18 protein-coding genes are annotated in these 19994 nt (G+C 64.4%); 14 read left to right on the top strand and 4 right to left on the bottom strand.

The features are described from left to right. The first annotated feature begins 132 nt into the window (after positions 1 to 132). From BLT73_RS00085 to BLT73_RS00135, 11 genes are all read left to right on the top strand, one after another. A complete protein-coding gene (locus BLT73_RS00085; RefSeq protein WP_090519812.1) occupies positions 133 to 1155 on the top strand; it encodes a DUF808 domain-containing protein in 1023 nt (340 codons plus the stop codon). Between the two features lie 173 nt (positions 1156 to 1328). After that, positions 1329 to 2642, top strand: coding sequence for a sn-glycerol-3-phosphate ABC transporter substrate-binding protein UgpB (gene ugpB, locus BLT73_RS00090; RefSeq protein ID WP_090519813.1), 1314 nt, complete (start codon positions 1329 to 1331; stop codon positions 2640 to 2642). Positions 2643 to 2711: 69 nt separating this feature from the next. Next, positions 2712 to 3590, top strand: coding sequence for a sn-glycerol-3-phosphate ABC transporter permease UgpA (gene ugpA / locus BLT73_RS00095; protein ID WP_090519815.1), 879 nt, complete (start codon positions 2712 to 2714; stop codon positions 3588 to 3590). Beyond that, a complete protein-coding gene (ugpE, locus tag BLT73_RS00100) occupies positions 3590 to 4438 on the top strand; it encodes a sn-glycerol-3-phosphate ABC transporter permease UgpE (RefSeq protein ID WP_090519817.1) in 849 nt (282 codons plus the stop codon). The genes ugpA and ugpE overlap by 1 nt, the downstream gene beginning before the upstream one ends. A 1-nt stretch (position 4439) precedes the next feature. Continuing rightward, positions 4440 to 5447 (top strand): sn-glycerol-3-phosphate import ATP-binding protein UgpC, encoded by a 1008-nt coding sequence (locus BLT73_RS00105; protein ID WP_090519819.1) that lies wholly within the window; start codon positions 4440 to 4442, stop codon positions 5445 to 5447. A 240-nt stretch (positions 5448 to 5687) separates the two neighbouring features. After that, positions 5688 to 6191: a type III secretion system chaperone family protein gene (locus BLT73_RS00110; protein ID WP_090519821.1), complete on the top strand. Its 504-nt coding sequence runs from the start codon at positions 5688 to 5690 to the stop codon at positions 6189 to 6191. A gap of 47 nt (positions 6192 to 6238) precedes the next feature. Beyond that, a complete protein-coding gene (gene proC / locus BLT73_RS00115; RefSeq protein WP_090520867.1) occupies positions 6239 to 7042 on the top strand; it encodes a pyrroline-5-carboxylate reductase in 804 nt (267 codons plus the stop codon). After that, positions 7039 to 7374 (top strand): tRNA-binding protein, encoded by a 336-nt coding sequence (locus BLT73_RS00120; protein WP_090519822.1) that lies wholly within the window; start codon positions 7039 to 7041, stop codon positions 7372 to 7374. Before proC ends, BLT73_RS00120 begins: the two co-directional genes overlap by 4 nt. Beyond that, entirely contained in the window at positions 7374 to 8327 is a 954-nt protein-coding gene (locus BLT73_RS00125) for a 2-hydroxyacid dehydrogenase (protein WP_090519824.1), read from the top strand. The genes BLT73_RS00120 and BLT73_RS00125 overlap by 1 nt, the downstream gene beginning before the upstream one ends. A gap of 89 nt (positions 8328 to 8416) precedes the next feature. Further along, a complete protein-coding gene (locus BLT73_RS00130; protein ID WP_090519826.1) occupies positions 8417 to 8617 on the top strand; it encodes a CsbD family protein in 201 nt (66 codons plus the stop codon). Between the two features lie 428 nt (positions 8618 to 9045). Continuing rightward, complete coding sequence (locus BLT73_RS00135) at positions 9046 to 10005, top strand: magnesium transporter CorA family protein (RefSeq protein WP_090519828.1); 960 nt, start codon at positions 9046 to 9048, stop codon at positions 10003 to 10005. Here the strand turns inward: BLT73_RS00135 and BLT73_RS00140 are convergent. Further along, positions 10000 to 10674: a DUF1045 domain-containing protein gene (locus BLT73_RS00140; protein ID WP_090519830.1), complete on the bottom strand. Its 675-nt coding sequence runs from the start codon at positions 10672 to 10674 to the stop codon at positions 10000 to 10002. The two genes, BLT73_RS00135 and BLT73_RS00140, sit on opposite strands and share 6 nt — an antisense overlap. 24 nt (positions 10675 to 10698) lie before the next feature. Here BLT73_RS00140 and BLT73_RS00145 point away from each other — a divergent pair, with 24 nt between their 5' ends. Together BLT73_RS00145 and BLT73_RS00150 are read left to right on the top strand one after the other, a co-directional pair. After that, positions 10699 to 11832, top strand: a complete 1134-nt coding sequence (locus tag BLT73_RS00145) for an alpha-D-ribose 1-methylphosphonate 5-triphosphate diphosphatase (RefSeq protein WP_090519832.1) — start codon at positions 10699 to 10701, stop codon at positions 11830 to 11832. Positions 11833 to 11969: 137 nt separating this feature from the next. After that, entirely contained in the window at positions 11970 to 13844 is a 1875-nt protein-coding gene (locus tag BLT73_RS00150) for a cation:proton antiporter domain-containing protein (protein ID WP_090519835.1), read from the top strand. Positions 13845 to 13898: 54 nt separating this feature from the next. On the opposite strand, the gene BLT73_RS00155 is transcribed toward BLT73_RS00150, so the two are convergent. Beyond that, a complete protein-coding gene (locus BLT73_RS00155) occupies positions 13899 to 15011 on the bottom strand; it encodes a Hint domain-containing protein (RefSeq protein WP_245726870.1) in 1113 nt (370 codons plus the stop codon). A gap of 538 nt (positions 15012 to 15549) precedes the next feature. On the opposite strand from BLT73_RS00155, the gene BLT73_RS00160 reads away from it, so the two are divergent. Beyond that, entirely contained in the window at positions 15550 to 17709 is a 2160-nt protein-coding gene (locus tag BLT73_RS00160) for an esterase-like activity of phytase family protein (RefSeq protein WP_090519837.1), read from the top strand. Positions 17710 to 17871: 162 nt separating this feature from the next. On the opposite strand, the gene BLT73_RS00165 is transcribed toward BLT73_RS00160, so the two are convergent. Together BLT73_RS00165 and BLT73_RS00170 are read right to left on the bottom strand one after the other, a co-directional pair. After that, entirely contained in the window at positions 17872 to 19143 is a 1272-nt protein-coding gene (locus BLT73_RS00165) for an L-fuconate dehydratase (RefSeq protein ID WP_090519839.1), read from the bottom strand. After that, the gene (locus tag BLT73_RS00170; protein ID WP_090519842.1) at positions 19140 to 19985 is read right to left on the bottom strand and encodes a fumarylacetoacetate hydrolase family protein; all 846 of its coding nucleotides are present in this window, start codon (positions 19983 to 19985) and stop codon (positions 19140 to 19142) included. The genes BLT73_RS00165 and BLT73_RS00170 overlap by 4 nt, the downstream gene beginning before the upstream one ends. Between the last annotated feature and the right edge of the window lie 9 nt (positions 19986 to 19994).

Raw genomic sequence — 19994 nt, forward strand, 5'->3', positions numbered from 1 at the left:
CCCTTGTGTCGCCCCGTGTGATGAAGGATTCGCGCGGGCTGTGCAAGCGCATCGGGCGGCATCGCGTGCGACCGCTATGGAACCTTCGCAACCCGGCGCTATTATGCTAGCGCAGCAGAGAAAGGATCCCTGATGGCGGGCTTGATCGCACTTCTGGATGACGTGGCGGGAATCGCCAAGGTCGCAGCGGCCTCCGTGGACGACGTGACCGGCATGGCCGCCAAGGCCGGGGCCAAGGCCGCGGGCGCGGTGATCGACGACGCGGCGGTGACGCCGAAATATGTCCACGGCTTCGATGCGAAGCGCGAATTGCCGATCATCTGGAAGATCGCCAAGGGCTCGATCTTCAACAAGGTCGTGATCCTGCTGCCGATCGCGCTGCTTTTGTCGGCCTTTGCGCCCTGGCTGATCGCGCCCTTGCTGATGCTGGGCGGATCCTATCTGTGTTTCGAGGGCGCCGAGAAGGTTTATCACGCGATTTCCCCGCCGGGCGACAAGCACGACCATTACGAGGGCGGCAAGGGCGATCCGGCCAAGCTGGAACAGACCAAGGTGGCGGGCGCCATCAAGACCGATTTCATCCTGTCGGCCGAGATCATGACCATCGCGCTCAATGAGGTCACGGCGCTGATGGCCGGCGGCGGGCTGGTGGGCGCGGCGAAATTCGCGACCGAGGCCGGGGTGCTGTTCGTCGTCGCCGTGGCGATCACCGTCATCGTGTATGGCTCGGTCGCACTGATCGTGAAGGCGGACGATGTCGGCGTCGCGTTGGCCAAGAACAACAGCGGCCTCATCGCCTCGATCGGGCGCGGCATCGTCAAGTTCATGCCCGGCTTCATGAAGGCGCTGACCATTATCGGCACCGCCGCGATGATCTGGGTGGGCGGCAACATCATCGTGCACGGCCTGTCGGAGATGGGCTGGCACGCCCCTTACGAATGGATCCACCACCAGGCCGAGGCCGCGGCGCATCTGCTGCCGCAGGCGGCGGGGCTGGTGAGCTGGGCCGTGACGGCCTTCATCGACGGCATCATCGGGCTGATCTGGGGCCTGCTGCTGATCCCGCTGTCGGAATATCTGATCGTGCCGGTGGCCGGTGCGACGCTCGTGCCGCTGATTTCCGGGGTGAAGTCGATCTTCGGGCGCAGCGCATAAGAAACTGCGATAGCGCATGGTTCTGCGGGGCGGGGTGCGGCAGCATCCGCGCCCCGTTTTCAAATGGTTGACCCGGACATTAATTCTGTCACACTTCCGTCACAAAACCGACACGGGCCATACATATGCCCGGAATAAGTCAGGCACCGCCTCAACAGGAAGGACTACTGAACATGAACCGGATCTCTTGCGTATCGGCCATCGCGCTCATCGCTTCCGTCGGCAGCGCCAGCGCCGCGACCGAAATCCAGTGGTGGCATGCCATGGGTGGCGAGCTTGGCGCCAAGCTGGAAGAAATCGTCCAGGGCTTCAACGACAGCCAGGACGAGTACACCGTGGTGCCGTCCTACAAGGGCACCTATCCCGAAACCATGACCGCCGCCATCGCCGCCTTCCGCGCCAATGAGCAGCCCGCCATCGTGCAGGTCTTCGAGGTCGGCACCGGCACCATGATGGCCGCCGAGGGTGCGATCGTCCCGGTCTACCAGATGATGGAAGACCAGGGCGCCGAGTTCGACCCGAACGCCTTCCTGCCCGCCGTCGTGGGCTACTATACCGACACCGATGGCAACATGCTGTCGATGCCGTTCAACAGCTCGACCCCGATCCTGTACTACAATAAGGACGTGTTCGAGGCTGCCGGGCTGGACCCCGAGCAGCCGCCCGAGACCTGGGCGCAGATGGAAGAATTCTCCAAGCAGATCATGGAATCGGGCGCGGCCGAATGCGGCTTCACCACCGGCTGGGTGAGCTGGATCCAGACCGAGAATTTCAGCGCCTGGCACAACCAGCCGATCGGCACCGAGCAGAACGGCTTCGGCGGCCCGTCGGCGCGGCTGACGCTGAACGGCGAGGCGCAGGTCAAGCATTGGGGCAACCTGAAGCGTTGGGCCGATGAAGGCATCTTCAAATACGGCGGCCCGGTCGGCGGCGACAACGCCCCGCCGATGTTCTACAGCCAGGAATGCGCGATGATCATGAACAGCTCGGCCAGCCGTGCCGGCGTTCTGGCCAATGCGACCGATTTCGAGGTCGGCTTCGGCATGCTGCCCTATTACGACGACATCGAGGGCGCGCCGCAGAACTCGATCATCGGCGGCGCCACGCTGTGGGTGCTGTCGGGCCGCCCGGACGAAGAATACAAGGCCGCGGCCGAATTCTTCAGCTATATGTCCAGCCCCGAGGTGCAGGCCGACTGGGCGTCCTTCTCGGGCTATCTGCCGATCACCGAGGCGGCGGGCGAGGCGATGTCGGGCTTCTTCGATGAAAATCCGGGCGCCGATACCGGGCTGCGCCAGATCACGCTGAACGAGCCGACCGAGAACTCCAAGGGTCTGCGCTTCGGCAACTACGTCCAGATCCGCGGCATCATCGACGAGGAATTCGAGGCGCTGATGGGCGGCTCCAAGACCGCGCAGGAAGCCCTGGATACCCTGGTCGAGCGCGGCAATGCGCTGCTGGAAGACTTCGAGGCTCAGAGCCAGTAAGCCTCTGACAGTGTCGGGGCCGCGTTCCGGCGCGGCCCCTTTTTCTGGAACTTCCGGCCGGTCCTTTAGATGAAGCGCACCATATTCAGCAATCAGTTGCTCCCCTGGCTGCTGCTGGCCCCCCAGCTTGCCATCACCTTCATCTTCTTCATCTGGCCCGCCATGCAGGCGGTCTGGCAGAGTTTCCTGCGCGAGGACGCCTTCGGCATCCGCTCGACCTTTGTGGGGCTGGACAACTACGCGCGGCTGTGGGGCAGCGCGGAATACATGAACTCGATGCAGGTGACACTGATCTTCTCGGTCTCCGTCACGCTGCTGTCGATGGGGTTCTCGCTGCTGCTGGCGGTCGCGGTGGACCGGACGCTGCGCTCCTCGCGGCTCTATACGACGCTGCTCGTCTGGCCGTACGCGGTGGCGCCGGCTGTCGCCGGGATCCTGTGGTGGTTCATCTTCAACCCGACCATCGGCATCCTGCCCTATATGCTGGACCAGATCGGCTATGACTGGAACCACATCTCCAATCCGAACCAGGCGATGCTGCTGGTGGTGATCGCCAGTGCCTGGAAGCAGATCAGCTACAACTTCCTGTTCTTCGTGGCCGGGCTTCAATCCATCCCGGCCAGCCTGCGTGAAGCCGCCGCCATCGACGGCGCCGGGCCGGTGAAGCGCTTCTTCACCATCACCTTCCCGCTTCTGTCGCCCACCACCTTCTTCCTGATGGTCGTCAACATCGTCTACGCCATGTTCGAGACCTTCGCGGTGATCGATTCCACCACCGAGGGCGGACCGGCGCAGGCCACGAATATCCTGGTCTACAAGGTGTATTTCGACGGGTTCGTCGGGCAGAACATGGGATCGTCGGGCGCGCAGTCGGTGATCCTGATGCTGATCGTGATCGTGCTGACGGTGATCCAGTTCCGCTGGGTCGAGAAAAAGGTCGCCTATTGATGATCGAGAACCGGCCCTTTCTGAACCTCCTGACCCATCTGGTGCTGATCCTTGGCGTCGCCATCGTCGCCCTGCCGGTCTGGGTGGCCTTCGTCGCCTCGACCCACACCGCGACCGATTTCAGCTCCGGCACGATCCCGATGTGGCCCGGCCCGCATCTGGTCGAGAATTACAGCCGCATGCTCGATTCCGGGCTGTCGACCAGTGGCACGCCGCCGGTGGCGCGGATGATGCTGAACTCGCTCATCATGGCGATGGCCATCGCCATCGGGAAGATCGTGATCTCGGTGCTGTCGGCCTTCGCCATCGTCTATTTCCGCTTTCCGCTGCGCAATTTCGCCTTCTGGTGCATCTTCGTGACGCTGATGCTGCCGGTCGAGGTGCGCATCGTGCCGACCTTTCAGGTCGTCGCGGGTCTGGGGCTGCTGAACTCCTATGCCGGGCTGTCGATCCCGCTGATCGCAAGCGCCACCGCCACCTTCCTGTTCCGGCAGGTCTTCCTGACCATGCCCGACGAGCTGGTCGAGGCCGCGCGGATCGACGGGGCCGGGCCGATGAAGTTCTTCCGCGACATCCTGCTGCCGCTGTCGCGCACCAACATCGCCGCATTGTTCGTGATCCTGTTCATCTATGGCTGGAACCAGTATCTCTGGCCGCTGCTCATCACCACGGACGCGCAATATTACACCATTGTCGCAGGCATCAAGCGCATGGCCGACGCGGTGGACGGCCTGCCGCAATGGCATCTGGTGATGGCAACCGCCGTCATGGCGATGTTGCCGCCGGTCGCGGTCGTGATCGGCATGCAGCGCCTGTTCGTCAAGGGCCTCGTCGAGACGGAGAAATAAATTGGCATCCATCAATCTGGACAATGTCGGCAAGGTCTATCCGGGCGGCACCCGCGCCGTCGAAGGCGTGAACATCGACATCGCGGATGGCGAGTTCATCGTGCTGGTCGGGCCGTCGGGCTGCGGCAAATCCACCCTGCTGCGCATGGTCGCCGGGCTGGAGGAGATCACCGAGGGCGAAGTGAGGATCGGCGATCGCGTGGTCAACCGGGTCGAGCCGGCCGAGCGCGACATTGCCATGGTGTTCCAGAATTACGCGCTCTATCCCCATATGTCGGTGCGCAAGAATCTGGAATACGGGCTGAAGAACCGCGGCACCTCGCGCGCCGAAATCGACCGGCGCGTGGCCGAGGCGGCGGAGATCCTGCAGATCGGTCCCTATCTCGACCGCAAGCCGCGCGCCCTGTCGGGCGGGCAGCGACAGCGCGTCGCCATGGGCCGCGCCATCGTGCGCGAACCGGCGGCGTTCCTGTTCGACGAGCCGCTGTCCAATCTAGACGCAAAGCTGCGCGTGGCCATGCGGCTCGAGATCAAGGAATTGCAGAAACGGCTGCGCACCACATCGCTCTATGTCACCCACGACCAGTTGGAGGCGATGACGCTGGCCGACCGGCTGGTGGTGCTGAATGGCGGCCGCGTCGAGCAGATCGGCACCCCGCTGGAGGTGTATCGCAAGCCCGCCTCGGCTTTCGTGGCCAGCTTCATCGGCAGCCCGGCGATGAACCTGATCCCGGCAAGCGCCGTGCCGCATCTGCCCGGCACCGGCCATGCCGGGCTGATCGGCATCCGCCCCGAGGATCTGCACCCCGCACCCGATGGCCAGATCGAGCTGAAGATCGACGCGGTGGAGGAGTTGGGCGCGACCCGGCTGGTCCATGGCAAGGTCGGGGCGGAGATGGTGACCGTCACCATGCCCTCCGACGCCGAGCTGCCCGAGACGCTGCGCCTCGACGTCGCGCCGGGCGCGGTGCATCTGTTCCGCAAGGATGGCGGGGCGCGGCTGACCTGACCGAACGCGGTCTGGCCCGGCCCTTTGCGGCGCGGCACCGTGCCATGCGGCGCCGCGCGGATCATCTGGTGGAGAAGCGGATTCCGTCCACAAGATTTTGCCGGTTTCGCGGAATTATTCCTTTACACAGGCGCCTCTGTGGCACACCCTGATCTTGTAGGACAGGCGGGCTGAACCACATCCTGTCGTGTTCCTACGCTAGAATAGGTGGGTAGCCACCAAATCAAGGGGACGGCAGGCATGGCGCATACGGACACATATATCCTCAGCAACGACATCCACCCCATCGACATCGTCGAGACGATTGCGACCCATCACGAATGGGATTTCGACCGGCTGGCCGATGACCAGATCGCCATGGCGGTCGAGGGTCAGTGGCGGACCTATTCGATCACGCTGGCCTGGTCGGGGGCCGAGGAGATGCTGCGCCTGATCTGCACCTTCGACATGGACCCGCCGGCCGAGCGGGTGCCGGCGCTCTATGAGGCGCTGAACATGGCCAATGACCAGGTCTGGGATGGCGCGTTTACCTTCTGGTCATCGCAGCGGATGATGGTCTGGCGCTACGGGCTGGTGCTGGCGGGCGACACCGTTGCCGGTCCCGAACAGATCGACCACATGATCCGCAATGCGGTGGAGCAGGCCGAACGTCTCTACCCCGCGTTCCAACTGGTGGCCTGGGGGGATTCCACCCCGGACGCAGCTATGGACATCGCGATGGGTGCGGCCTACGGACGGGCCTGACGGGGCGGCGACCGGACCTGACGCCCCCGGAGAGGACAGGGGGCATGATGGATTTTGACGAGATCAACAGGCGCGGTCTGGTGCTGATCGGCTGCGGGCGCATGGGCGGCGCGATGCTGACCGGCTGGCTCAACAGCGGGATCGCGCCCTCTTCCGTCACCGTGAGCGACCCGAATGCCGATCCCGCTTGGGCGGAACGCGGGGTCCGGCTGAACCGGCAGCCTCCTGACAATCCCGCCGTGCTGGTGCTGGCCGTCAAGCCGCAGATGATCGGCGATGTGTTGTCCGGTCTGCCGATCGGACCCGACACGCTGCTGCTTTCCGTCGCGGCCGGGGTCACGCTGGACCGTTACGCAATGGCCTTCCCCGGTGCGCGGATCGTGCGCGCCATGCCCAACACCCCCGCAGCCATCGGCCGAGGCATCACCGCCATCATCGGCAACGCGGCGGCCGGGCGCGCGGCGCTGGAGATGGCCGAGGCGCTGCTGTCGGTCGTCGGAGAGGTGGTGCGCCTGTCCGACGAAGCCCAGATGGATGCGGTCACGGCGCTGTCCGGCTCCGGCCCGGCCTATGTCTTCCACATGATCGAGGCGATGACCCAGGCCGGCATCGCGCAGGGACTGCCCGCAGATCTGGCGCTGAATCTGGCCCGCGCCACCGTGGCCGGGGCCGGGGCGCTGGCGATGCATGACGACACGCCCCCCGCCGCGCTGCGCGAGGCCGTGACCTCACCCGGCGGCACGACGGCGGCGGGGCTTGCGCAGTTGATGGACGCGAAGGCCGGGCTTGTCCCGCTGATGGCGCGCACCGTCGCGGCCGCCGCCGACAGGTCGCGGGAGTTGGGCCGGTGACGATCAGCTTCGACGACTTCCAGAAGGTCGATATCCGCGTCGGGCGGATCACCCATGCCGAGCCCTACCCGGAGGCGCGCAAACCGGCGATCAAGCTGTGGCTGGATTTCGGGGACGAGATCGGCACGCGCAAGAGCTCGGCCCAGCTCACCGCCCATTACCGTCCCGAGGAACTGGTTGGCCGGCAGGTGCTGGCCGTCGTAAACTTTCCCCCGCGGCAGATCGGCAGGTTCATGTCCGAGGTGCTGGTGCTCGGCCTTCCCGACGCGGCGGGCGAGGTGGTGCTGATCGGCCCGGATCAAGAGGTTGCAACTGGCGGAAGGATGTTCTGATGAAACTGCTCGTGACACGTCCCATGACACAAGGCGCCGAGGCGGCGATCTCGGCCCGGTTCGAAGCGGATTTCCGCGACAGCAACACGCCGATGACGCTGGACGAGGTCAAATCCGCATTGGCGGAATATGATCTCATCATGCCGACACTGGGCGATGCGTTTCAGGCCGCCGCCTTCGATGCGGCACCGCCGCGCACGAAGCTGTTGGCGAATTTCGGGGCCGGATACAATCACATCGACACCGGCGCGGCGCGCGCGGCGGGGATCGATGTCACCAACACGCCCGATGTGGTCACCGACTCCACCGCCGAGCTGGCCGTCACCCTGCTGATGATGACCGCCCGGCGCGCCGGCGAGGGCGAGCGGCTGGCGCGCAGCGGCGAATGGACCGGCTGGAACCCGACGCAAATGCTGGGCAGCAAGGTGTCGGGCCGGACGCTGGGCGTGATCGGCATGGGCCGGATCGGGCGGACCATCGCCCGCCGGATGCATCTGGGCTTCGACATGCGGGTGGTGTTCTTCAATCGCTCGCACCTGTCCTCGCTCGACTTCCCGGCGCGGCAGCTCCCCGAGATCCGCGACGTGATGCGGCAATCCGACTTCGTCGTGCTGGCAGTGCCGGGCGAATCGGGAACCCATCATCTGATCGGCGCCGAGGAGCTGGAGGCGCTTGGCCCGAACGGGATCATCGTGAACATCTCGCGCGGCGACGTGATCGACGAGGCCGCGCTGATCCGGGCGCTGTCGGATGGCCGGATCAGGGCGGCCGGACTGGACGTGTTCGAGCAGGAGCCGCAGATCCCCGACGCTCTGCGGGCGTTGGACAATGCCGTGCTGCTGCCGCATCTGGGCACGGCGGTCGAGGATACGCGGACAGAGATGGCGATGCGCGCGCTCAACAACCTGATCGCCTTCGAGGAATCGCGCCCCCTGCCCGACCTGGTGAACTGACCGGATCGCAGGATTCGGCGCGGTTTGGCGGAACCCGGCCATCCCGCTCGCGTTGTGTTGCCGTATGCGAGCAAGTGAAAGGATACTCCATGAACTGGGATGTCGTTGAAGGCAAATGGGACCAACTCAAGGGCTCCGTGAAGGAAAAATGGGGCGACCTGACCGATGACGAGTTGACGGAAGCGGGCGGCAAGAAGGACAAGCTGTCCGGCCGTTTGCAAGAGAAATACGGCTGGTCGAAGGACGAGGCTGACAACCAGCTCGATGATTTCTTCCGCGACAAGACCTGAGTGGAACGGAATTCCGAAATGCAGAAGGACGCCCCGCCGGGCGTCCTTTTTTATGCAGCCGCGGCCGTGTCTCCCGACACGGCCGCCACTCAAACACCATCACTCTTTACACAATGTGAAAATAGCAAACATTCTTTGATTCGTAGACCTTAATTCGCCCGCTCGGCCTGTCTATTTGGACATGTTGTAGCAAGGAAATTGCCGAAAAGGGTAGGTTGGCGTAAGTTTATTGAACGGTGTTCAGCTATCTCGAAATCGAATGTGATATAGCTTTCGTTTAACATCAACCAGCGCGGGTGCGCCCTCGTATCCGGCTCTTCCCGAGGGGGAAGCGAACCGTTTTCCGCGATCCCTGCCCCCCGGCGAACGGAAATGCCTTGACGGCCTGACCGCCTCTGGTCACGAAGGGCACCTGTAAGGGGACCCGGATGCTGCGCGCCTATCACCGCGAAAACGATCAACTTTCCCTGATCCCGCCGCGCGACGGGCTGGAGGAGGCCGTCTGGATCGACCTGTACCGGCCGATGCCCGAGCAGGTGCAGGCCGTCGTCGATCTGGGCATCGACATTCCCACGCTTGACGACATGGTCGAGATCGAGATCTCGTCGCGGCTCTATCTCGATGAGGACAGCCTGCACATGACGGCGATGCTGCCGGGCTCCACCCCGGATGGCGAGCCGGTGTCCGGTCCGGTGACGTTCATTCTCGGTCCCTCGCGCCTCGTCACGGTGCGCCACCATGCGCCGCGCCCCTTCGACAGCTTTCCCGACCGGGCGGCGCGGTCCGCCAGCGGCGTGCAGAGCGTCGATCGCATCTTTCTGGGCCTGATCGAGGAAATCATCGCACGGCTGGCCGACCTGCTGGAATCCGCCGGGCATGTGCTGGACAAGACGGTCAGCGACGTGTTCCGCCCGCAGGCCAGGCAGCGCCCCCTGCTGCTGCAATCGGCGCTGGAAACCATCGGCCGGGAGTCGGAGGTGATCTCGCGCGTGCGGCTCGGCCTTCTGTCGCTGGAGCGCGTGCTCAGCTTCTATTCCGCCACCCAGGGCAAGACCGCGGACGGCAACCGGCTGAAACCGATCCTGAAGGGCCATCAGCGCGATGTGCAGGCGCTGGAGGAACATGCCGACTTCCTGTCCACGCGGGTCAGCCTGTCGGTCGATGCCGCGATGGGGATGATCAGCCTGCAGCAAAGCGACATCGTGCGCGTCCTGTCTGTCGTGGCGGCGCTGTTCCTGCCGCCGACGCTGATCGCCTCGACCTACGGGATGAACTTCAACGGGATGCCCGAGCTGGACTGGCAGTTCGGCTATGAATGGGCGCTCGGCCTCATGGCCGCCACCTTCGTCGGAACATATCTGCTGCTGCGCTGGAAGAACTGGTTATAGCGCGATGCGCCGGATCAGATGAAACCGGCCATCCCCGGCCTCTCCCACCAGGCTGATTGCATCGATCACGAACGGCTCCGGCAGCAATGCCAGTCGCGGCACAAGGGCGGCTCGCACGGTCTGGGCATCTGATGCGTCAAGCGGCCCGGTCAGCGTCATGTGAAAGCGAAATTCGTCCAGCACATAGGGATAGCCCCATTTGTCCAGATAACGGCGCTGCATCGCGCTCAGGCTTTCGGGCCGGCGCCGCGCGATCTCGGCATCGCTCAGCGGCGCGCGCCAGTCATCCAGCCCGGTGACGATCTCGCCCGCAAGCCGGTTCAGCGCGGCCGGATCGCCCTGGGGCGTCAGCGCGAGAAACGATCCGATCCGGCTGAGCTTGAGGCCGGAAAGCGTCACCGGCGAAAGCCGCCCGGCCACTGCCCTCACCGCCGCCTCCAGCCCCTCGGCACGGCGATCAGGATGCAGCCGGAAGGGCGCTTTCAGCGTGGCATGAAACCCGTATTTCCGCGGCGCCTGGGTGATGCGTCCTGGATCGAGCCCGGAGATCTCCGGCTGCGCCACCGCGCGAACAGACCGCGGATCCCATCCCAGCCATGACGCACCGAAATCCGCGAATTCACCCGGTGGCGGGGTGTAATAGATGGCGAATCTGCGGTAAGCGTCCATGTTCCCGAACCTCTGGATATCGTCATGCAAGAAACCGTGCTGGCCCATGCGGCGCTGATCCTGCCCGATCAGGTGCGAAAAGGCCATCTGGTGATCCGCGACGGGCGCATCGCGGAAATCGGCGAGGGCACGGCACCGCGCAGCGCCATCGACTGCGCGGGCGAGCATCTGGCGCCCGGGCTGGTCGAATTGCACACCGACAATCTGGAACGTCATATCCAGCCCCGACCGGGGGTGGACTGGCCCCATGCCGCCGCCATCTACGCCCATGACGCCGAGCTGGCCGGTTGCGGGATCACCACCGTGTTCGACGCGATGCGCGTCGGCTCGATCCCTTCGCGCAAGGATTATGCGCCCTATGCCCGCCAGCTCGCCTCGGAACTGCTGGCCCAGATCGACGGGCAGGAATTGCGGATCAGCCATTACCTCCACCTGCGCGCCGAGATGTGCTGCGAGAGTCTGCTGGAGGAGCTGGCCGCGTTCGGACCGGATGACCGGATCGGCCTTATCAGCATGATGGACCATACGCCCGGCCAGCGGCAGTTCCGCGACACAGCCGCGCTGGAAACCTATCTGCGCAGCAAGGTGCAGATGCAGGATGGCGAGATCGCCGCGTATTTTCGCGAGCTGCGCGAGCTGTCGGCGCGCAACGGTGCCGCGCATGAGGCGGGCGCCGTCCGCTTCGCCCGCGAGGTCGGGGCGGTGCTGGCCAGCCACGACGATTCGACCGAGGCAGAGGTGGCGCAATCCGCCGCGCATGGCATCCGCCTGGCCGAGTTTCCGACGACGCGCGCGGCGGCCATCGCCTGCCATCGCCACGACATCCGCACCATCATGGGCGCGCCGAACCTGATCCGGGGCGGATCGCATTCGGGCAATGTCACGGCGCGGGAGCTGGCAGAGGAAAATCTGATGGATATCGTCAGCTCCGATTACGTGCCCTCGGCGCTGCTCTCTGCCGCCGCATTGCTGGCGCGGATCTGGAATGACTGGCCCCGCGCAATGCGCTGCGTCACCGCCACCCCGGCCGAGGCCGCGGGCCTGTCCGATCGCGGCCGGATCGCGCCGGGACTGCGCGCCGATCTGATCCGGTTCCGGCTGGTCGAGGGCACACCGGCGCTGCGCGAGACCTGGGTGCGCGGGCAGCGCGTGGCCTGACAGGCGCGGGTCGTCGGGCCACGGGGACGGGGCCGACACAGATAGGGTCTGGACGCGCAATCGCCACACTGTAGAACTTCTCAGGCGCGCGGCCTTGCCGCCCGCAATGTCGTCACCAGTTGCAAAGGGCAGTTGCCATGACCGGATTCCTGATGCTCGCCACCGTGTTCCTGATCGCGGGCATCATCGCCGTGCCCATCGCGACGCGGTTCGGGCTGGGGTCCGTGCTCGGCTACCTGGTCGCCGGGATCGCGATCTCGCCGGTGCTGCAATGGCTGAATGTCGATGTGATCGCCGTCCAGCATTTCGCCGAGTTCGGCGTGGTCATGATGCTGTTCCTGGTCGGGCTGGAGCTGGAGCCGCGGCTGCTGTGGTCGATGCGCGCCCGGCTGCTGGGGCTGGGCGGGTTGCAGGTCATGGTGACAGCGGGGCTGGTGGCTGGCGTTGCCATCGCGCTTGGGCTGTCCTGGAACGTCTCGCTGGCATTGGGGCTGGTCTTTGCGCTCTCCTCCACCGCGATCGTGCTGCAAACGCTCAACGAGAAGGGGCTGATGCGGTCGGATGGCGGGCAGTCAGCCTTCTCGGTGCTGCTGTTCCAGGACATCGCGGTCATCCCGATGCTGGCGCTTCTGCCGCTGCTGGCGATCTCGCAATCCGCGCCGGAGGCCGCCGGGGGCGGCGAGTCGCATGGCGCGGAAAGCGCCGAAACGCTCAGCCTCGTGGCCGGGCTGGCCGGGTGGCAGACAGCGCTTGTCACCGTCGCCGCAATCGCCTTCGTGATCTTCGCCGGCACGGTGCTGACGCGGCCGCTGTTCCGCTTCGTCGCAATGGCCAATCTGCGCGAATTGTTCACCGCCACCGCACTTGCCATCGTCGTGGGTATCGGCCTGCTGATGTCGCTTGTCGGCCTGTCGCCCGCGCTTGGCACCTTCCTGGCCGGGGTGGTTCTGGCGGGCAGCGAATACCGGCACGAGCTGGAGAGCGACATCGACCCGTTTCGTGGTCTTCTTCTGGGGCTGTTCTTCATGACGGTGGGGGCGGGGATCGACTTCACGCTGCTGGCGGAAAACGCGCTGATCGTCGTCACGCTCACGCTGGGGCTGATCCTGCTCAAAGCCGGGATCCTGCTGGTTCTGGCGCGGCTGTTCGGGATCAGCGGCAGCGACCGCTGGCTGTTCGCGCTCAGCCTCGCGCAGGCGGGCGAGTTCGGGTTCGTGCTGCTGTCCTTCACCGTCTCCAATAACGTGATCCCGCAGGGCACCGCGGATCTCGCCCTGCTGATCGTGGCGCTGTCGATGCTGCTGACACCGCTTCTGTTCATCCTCTATGACCGGGTCATCAGCCCGCATTTCACCGAGGGACAGAAGCAGGAGGCCGACGAAATCGACCGCCCGGCGCGGATCATCGTCGCCGGGCATGGCCGGTTCGGCGGCAGCATCGCCCGCATGCTGCGCAGCATCGGCAAGGACATTGTGGTGGTCGATTTCTCGTCCCGCCAGCTTGAAATGCTGCGCGCCTTCGGCATCCATGCCTATTTCGGCGACGCGACCCGCCCCGACCTTCTGCACGCCGCGGGCATAGACGAGGCACGGCTTCTGATCGTCGCCATTGACCGGCAGGAGCAGACCACGCAGATCGTGGAGCATGTGAAGCGCAATCACCCGCATGTCCATGTGATCGCGCGGGCCTATGACCGCATCCACACCTACGAGCTCTATCAGGCGGGTGCCGACGACATCATCCGCGAGACCTTCGACAGCGCCATCCGCACCGGCCGCTCGGCCTATGAGGCGCTCGGCTTTACGCGGGAGGAGGCCGAGGCGATGACCGCCCAGTTCGTCGAATCCGACAAGACCCATGTCCGGGCCCTGGCCGAAGCCTATCGCCCCGGTGTCCCGGCCCATGAAAACGCGGAGTTCGTGGAGCTGTCCAAGCGGATGAACGAACAGCTTGAATCGGAGATGCGCCACGGCCGCGAGAAAGCCACCGCCTGGCGGCAGGAGCGCGATTAGGGCCAGGGCGCGCGCGCCCGCGCGCGCCCTGTGACCCCGCCGGTCAGCGGCCCCTCAGCCGACCAGTTCCTGGTGATTGTCGCCGTGGCGCTGCGCCAGGCGACGCCCCCGCACGCCGGGGACCAGCAGCCGGGCCGGCTCGATCTCGGCAGTGCTGTCTTTCAGCTCGGGGAAGATCGTCAGGATCTCTTCGCGCAGCAGGGGACGCATATGCTTCATGCATTCGGTGCCGAGATACAGGCTCTCGGTCGCCGCGCCGTTGGCATAGATGATCTCGTGGCGGTCGAACAGGATGTGGAAGTATTCGAACTCGGTCACATCCTCGGCCAACTCGATCCCGTCGATATAGAGAAGCTGCTTGGCCGCGACGAGCGCCTCCGGCACGCCGAACATGCGCGATGCGATCTTGGAACGGACCAGGATGCGATGCTGCTGGCTGACCAGCAGATCCTGCTGTGGCAGCCCCTGACCAAGCGCGCCGGCACGAATGCGGATCGGACAGAGCGCCGGGTTGCCGGCAAGCCGACCTTCGGTGACGACAGACGACTTCACCATCTTGACGGGCTGCAATCCGTGATCCGCCGTCAGCACCAGATCGCCGGCCATCAGATCCTCGACCAGCTTTTCGCCGTCCGCGGTGCGGATGAGGCTGCCGCAGACCAGACAATCATCCGGCGGCGGCAGCAGCGTGCCGGGATCGAACGCCGTAAAATTCCCCGAGCCAGGCTTGTATTCTGACACTATCGGCTCATGTGTGATCTGCTCGAGCGAGATAATCACGATTTCTTTCGACGACTGGATACTTTTGCCGTCCACTGCCATACCCACCGAAGCCTGATCCGGGGTGGCAGGATTGCCGTCCAAATCGATCGCGTCGGTTCCGAGATAGCCGGAATTGTTCGGGAAGTTGTAACCGAGCTTGTTGGTGGTGGAATACAGCTGCATTGCCTCCTTCAGCTCGTCACCATCAACCAGCCCGTCAGGTGCCGCGCCGTCGTAACCATCCAAGATCTTAATGTCGTACTCGGCTTGCTGAACTGGTGTCAGCAGATCCCACTGATCCTCCGTCCCGAAGAAAACCTTCACCTGGTTGGATGTTCCCGTATCCCAGCCTGTCCCTCCGGCGTCGGGAACGGCTTCGGTGAGGTACCACGTATAGGTCGCCATAAAATTCATCCCATCATTCAGAAACAATAGGAAACACCCATAAGGGCCGGGCGTGACCCCGCACTGAATCTGACGACCGGCGCTAACACGGTGTTTCCCAAGTTTTTTTAAACTAGGCCATGATTATGGCTAAATAAATATGCCAAACTTCTCAATGACCTGTCTTTTGAGTTAGAAAAATGGCCACAACATGTTAACCGATTATACTTTTAGATAGGTTCGGTAAATTCCATGAAATGGAATCACCGGCATTTGGGCTCTGGACGGACCGACTCATCTTATCGGAATTTTCTGGAGTTCATTTTTGAATTTGAGTTTTTGAATTAGTCTCGTTTACGCAGCGTAAACTTTATGATGAATAATCAATAAAACAGTTGTTCGTTTAAAAGCATAAATATGATTATTCATTTAGTTTATGCCAAAAAAATACGCAGCCGGAACGTGAAACCGCCGGCGTCACGAATCTGTCACCGTCGCGTAACCTCACCGTCACAGGCAGGGGCGAAACAGCGGGGGAGAACGAAACACGAGGAACCCCATGATTTTCCGCAGAATGTTGACCTCCGGCGTCGCACTTGCGGCCGCGCTTCCGGCCCTGGCTGAGCCGAACTTCAACCGCGTCGCCGCCTTCCCCACCATCCGCAACATGGCCGAAGGCGAGGACACGGCGCGCGAAAGCTCGGCCGAGATCATGGCCGTCACCGAAAACGGCAACACGCTGATCTATTCGGACAGCCCGCTCGGCGCGATCGGCATGATCGACATCACCGATCCGCGCATGCCCAAGCCGCTCGGCAATATCGACATGGAAGGCGAGCCGACCACCACCGTGGTGCGCGGCGACAAGGCCTTTGTCGGGGTCAACACGTCTGAATCCTACACCGATCCGTCGGGCGTGCTGCGCACGGTCGATCTGGCCAGCAAGCAGGTCGTGGCAAGCTGCGATCTGGGCGGCCAGCCCGACAGCGTCGCCATCTCGGATGCGGGCGGCATGATCGCCGTCGCCATCGAGAACGAGCGCGACGAGGATGCGGGCGATGGCGGCTTGCCGCAGATGCCGGCGGGCTTCGTGGTCCGCCTGCCGGTCAGCGATGACGGCGTGGATTGCAATGCGGCGGAACGGATCGAAATGACCGGGCTGGCCGATGTCGCGCCGGAGGATCCCGAACCCGAATATGTCGATTTCAACGCGGCCGGCGAAATCGCCGTTACCTTGCAAGAAAACAACCATATCGTCGTGATCGGCGCCGACGGAACAGTGCAGTCGGATTTCAGCGCCGGTTCGGTTGACCTGGACGGGATCGACATCGCCGAAGAAGGCGCGCTCGATTTCACCGGCAGCCTCAGCGACGTGCCGCGCGAACCCGATGCGCTGGCATGGCTGGACAACGATCATTTCGTCGTCGCGAACGAGGGGGACTGGAAGGGCGGCTCGCGCGGCTTCACCATCTTCGCCAAGGACGGCACGGTCGTCTATGACAGCGGCAACAGCTTCGACCGCGCCGTCGCCGAAATCGGCCACTACCCGGAGAAGCGCTCCGAGAACAAGGGTGCCGAACCCGAGGCGGTGACCGTCGCCACCTATGGCGATCAGCGGCTGCTCTTCGTCGCGTCCGAACGTGGCAGCGTGATCGGCGTCTATGACGCCACTGACCCGGCGGCGCCGCAGCTTCTCCAGATGCTGCCCTCGGGGATCGGCCCTGAAGGCCTGGTTCCGATCCCGCAGCGCAACCTGTTTGCCACCGCAAACGAGGCCGACCTGGTCGAGGACAATGCCGCCCGCGCCCATGTCATGATCTATGAGCGCGCTGAAGGTGACGCGATCTATCCGGTGCTCACCTCCGCCGGTTCCGATCCGCTGATCGGCTGGGGCGCGCTGTCGGGCCTGACCATGGACCCGGCCGCGCCCGAAACGCTCTACGCGGTCAGCGACAGCATCTACAGCACGCAGCCCGCCATCTTCACCATCGACACCACGACGACGCCCGCGACGATCTCCGCGAAAACCGTTGTCACCCGTGACGGCGCCCCGGCCGAGAAGCTGGACCTGGAAGGCATCACGGTGGATGGCGAAGGCGGGTTCTGGCTGGCCTCGGAAGGTCATCCGAAGAAGGAAGTGCCCCACGCCGTGCTGCGCGTGAATTCCGATGGGGAGATCACGGAGGAATACAGCCTGCCCGAGAGCCTTCTGGAACAGCAGAAGCGCTTCGGCCTCGAAGGCATCGCCGTGCAGGACGGCAAGGTCTGGGTCGCCGTGCAGCGCGAATGGGGCGACGATCCCGAAGGCCAGGTCAAGCTGCTGCAACTGGATCCGGCGACCGGCGAATGGATGGGCGTGCGCTATCCGCTCGACAGCGGCGAAGGCTGGGTCGGCCTGTCCGAACTGGCGATCAACGGCGATCACCTCTATCTCTTGGAGCGTGACAACCTGATCGGTGAGCGCGCCGCGCTCAAGGCCGTGACCCGCGTGCCGCTCGCCGAGCTTCAGCCGGTCGCGCTTGACGGGGAACTTCCGGTGGTCAGCAAGGAGACCGTGCGCGACCTGGTCCCCGACATGCAGCGCTGGAACGGCTATGTGCAGGACAAGGTCGAGGGCATGGCGATCTCGCCCGAGGGCAAGGTCTGGATCGTCACCGACAATGACGGTGTCGATGATGCCTCCGGCGAAACGCTGATGTGGTCCTTCGATCTGGACTGACACAACACGCATCGCAGACCGGCCCCGCCCCGCGCGGGGCCGTTTTGCATTCTGGCGCGGCGTCGCGGCGACGGGCCTGCCGCCCCGCATGGACCGCGCGGCGGCTTGTATGGGCGGCGGATCGTTTCACCCGGCCCGCCGGATGATTAGACTAGCCGACCCTCAGCCGGAATGCGCAAAGCCGGTCAGCGTTTCGTCCTTGATCCGGATGGAGAATCCCGGCCGGGACGGGGCCATATATGCGCCGTTGCGGATGACGCAGGGATCGGTGAAATGCTCGTGCAGATGGTCGACGAACTCGATCACCCGGCCCTGCTTGCTCCCGGCCACGGCGATATAGTCGATCATGGACAGGTGCTGGACATATTCGCACAGGCCCACCCCGCCCGCATGCGGCCACACGGGCAGGCCGTGCCTGGCCGCCATCAACTGCACCGCCAGCACCTCGTTCAGCCCGCCCAGGCGGCAGGCATCGATCTGGACCACGTCGATCGCGCCGCCGGCGATGAACTGCTTGAACATGATGCGGTTCTGGCACATCTCGCCAGTCGCCACCTTGATCGGTGCCACCGCCTCGCGGATGGCGCGATGGCCGAGGATATCGTCCGGCGAGGTCGGTTCCTCAATGAAATAAGGTCGGGCAAAGGACAGGCGCTTCACCCAGTCGATGGCCTGATCGACCTCCCAGACCTGATTGGCGTCGATCATCATGGTGATGTCCTCGCCCAGCTCCTCGCGGGCGATGGTCAGGCGGCGGATATCGTCGTCCAGATCGCGCCCCACCTTCATCTTCACATGGCTGAACCCCTGCGCCCGCGCCTCGCGGCACAGCCGGCGCAGCTTGTCATCGGGATAGCCCAGCCATCCGGCCGAGGTGGTGTAGCAGGGATAGCCGTTCTGCTCCAGCTCCGCGATGCGTTCGGCCTTGCCGTCCGCCGCCGCCTCGAGGATCGCGAGCGCGTCGTCCGGCGTCAGCACGTCGGTGAGATAGCGGAAATCGACGATCTTCAGGATATCGGCTGGCGACATCTCGGCCACCAGCCGCCAGACCGGCTTTCCCTCCGCCCGCGCCCACAGATCCCAGACCGCGTTGACCACCGCCCCGGTCGCCAGATGGATCACCCCCTTGTCGGGGCCGACCCAGCGAAGCTGGCTGTCGCCGGTGACATGGCGCCAGAACCGGCCCGGATCCTCGCGGATCCAGTCCAGTTCCAGCCCGATGATCCGGGCGGACAGCGCCCGGATCGCGGCCACGCACAGCTCGTTTCCGCGCCCGATGGTAAAGGTCAGCCCGTGGCCTTCCACCCCGCCATCGGTTTCCAGCAGCACATAGGCGGCGGAATAGACCGGATCGGCATTCATCGCATCCGACCCGTCCAACGCGCCCTGCGACGGGAAGCGCAGATCATGCGTGCGCAGCCCGGTGATCTTCATGCGTCGGCCACCACGTCCTGACGCTGGCTGCCAAGCCCGTCGATCCCCAGTTCCACCACATCGCCCGCCTTCAGATAGCGCGGCGGCTTCATGCCCAGCCCGACACCCGGCGGCGTGCCGGTGGAGATCACGTCGCCCGGATGCAGCGACATGAACTGCGACAGGTAGCTGACCAGATGCCGGACGCCATAGACCATGGTGGCAGAGCTGCCATCCTGCATGGTCTCGCCGTTCACCGTCAGCCACATCTTGAGGTTCTGCGGATCAGTGATCTCGTCCTTCGTGACCAGCCACGGGCCGATCTGGCCGAAATTGTCGCAGCTCTTGCCCTTGGTCCACTGCCCGGCGCGCTCGGTCTGGAACTCCCGCTCGGACACGTCATTGGTCACGGCATAGCCCGCAACGTAATCCATGGCGTCCTCTTCCGAGACATACTTGGCATGTCGCCCGATGATGACGGCCAGCTCGACCTCCCAGTCCGTCTTCTTGGAGCCGCGCGGGATGACGATCGGGTCATTTGGCCCGCAGATGGCAGAGCTGGCCTTCATGAAGATCACCGGTTCCGGCGGCACATCCATGCCCGATTCCGCGGCGTGATCGGCATAGTTCAGCCCGATGCAGATGAACTTGCCGGTGCCGGCGACGCAGGGTCCCAGCCGGGGCGTGCCTTCGACGAGCGGAAGCGAGTCGATCTCGATCCCGGCCAGCCGCGACAGCGCGTCCGGGTCGATCTCCTTGCCGGCCAGATCGCCGACATGCTGCGACAGGTCGCGGATCCGGCCTTCCGCGTCGATCACGCCCGGCTTTTCCGCGCCGCTTTCCCCAAAACGAACCAGTTTCATCTCTGTCCT

The organism is Paracoccus isoporae (genome assembly GCF_900101865.1).
Lineage (GTDB): Bacteria > Pseudomonadota > Alphaproteobacteria > Rhodobacterales > Rhodobacteraceae > Paracoccus > Paracoccus isoporae.

What these genes read in the sequence shown, in the direction of transcription:
- ugpA (WP_090519815.1), top strand. Translation starts at nt 2,712, where the DNA reads ATGAAGCGCACCATATTCAGCAATCAGTTGCTCCCCTGGCTGCTGCTG.
- BLT73_RS00140 (WP_090519830.1), bottom strand. Translation starts at nt 10,674, where the DNA reads ATGGACGCTTACCGCAGATTCGCCATCTATTACACCCCGCCACCGGGT.
- BLT73_RS00085 (WP_090519812.1), top strand. Translation starts at nt 133, where the DNA reads ATGGCGGGCTTGATCGCACTTCTGGATGACGTGGCGGGAATCGCCAAG.
- BLT73_RS00135 (WP_090519828.1), top strand. Translation starts at nt 9,046, where the DNA reads ATGCTGCGCGCCTATCACCGCGAAAACGATCAACTTTCCCTGATCCCG.
- ugpB (WP_090519813.1), top strand. Translation starts at nt 1,329, where the DNA reads ATGAACCGGATCTCTTGCGTATCGGCCATCGCGCTCATCGCTTCCGTC.
- proC (WP_090520867.1), top strand. Translation starts at nt 6,239, where the DNA reads ATGGATTTTGACGAGATCAACAGGCGCGGTCTGGTGCTGATCGGCTGC.
- ugpE (WP_090519817.1), top strand. Translation starts at nt 3,590, where the DNA reads ATGATCGAGAACCGGCCCTTTCTGAACCTCCTGACCCATCTGGTGCTG.
- BLT73_RS00110 (WP_090519821.1), top strand. Translation starts at nt 5,688, where the DNA reads ATGGCGCATACGGACACATATATCCTCAGCAACGACATCCACCCCATC.
- BLT73_RS00160 (WP_090519837.1), top strand. Translation starts at nt 15,550, where the DNA reads ATGATTTTCCGCAGAATGTTGACCTCCGGCGTCGCACTTGCGGCCGCG.
- BLT73_RS00165 (WP_090519839.1), bottom strand. Translation starts at nt 19,143, where the DNA reads ATGAAGATCACCGGGCTGCGCACGCATGATCTGCGCTTCCCGTCGCAG.
- BLT73_RS00125 (WP_090519824.1), top strand. Translation starts at nt 7,374, where the DNA reads ATGAAACTGCTCGTGACACGTCCCATGACACAAGGCGCCGAGGCGGCG.
- BLT73_RS00145 (WP_090519832.1), top strand. Translation starts at nt 10,699, where the DNA reads ATGCAAGAAACCGTGCTGGCCCATGCGGCGCTGATCCTGCCCGATCAG.
- BLT73_RS00150 (WP_090519835.1), top strand. Translation starts at nt 11,970, where the DNA reads ATGACCGGATTCCTGATGCTCGCCACCGTGTTCCTGATCGCGGGCATC.
- BLT73_RS00130 (WP_090519826.1), top strand. Translation starts at nt 8,417, where the DNA reads ATGAACTGGGATGTCGTTGAAGGCAAATGGGACCAACTCAAGGGCTCC.
- BLT73_RS00155 (WP_245726870.1), bottom strand. Translation starts at nt 15,011, where the DNA reads ATGGCGACCTATACGTGGTACCTCACCGAAGCCGTTCCCGACGCCGGA.
- BLT73_RS00170 (WP_090519842.1), bottom strand. Translation starts at nt 19,985, where the DNA reads ATGAAACTGGTTCGTTTTGGGGAAAGCGGCGCGGAAAAGCCGGGCGTG.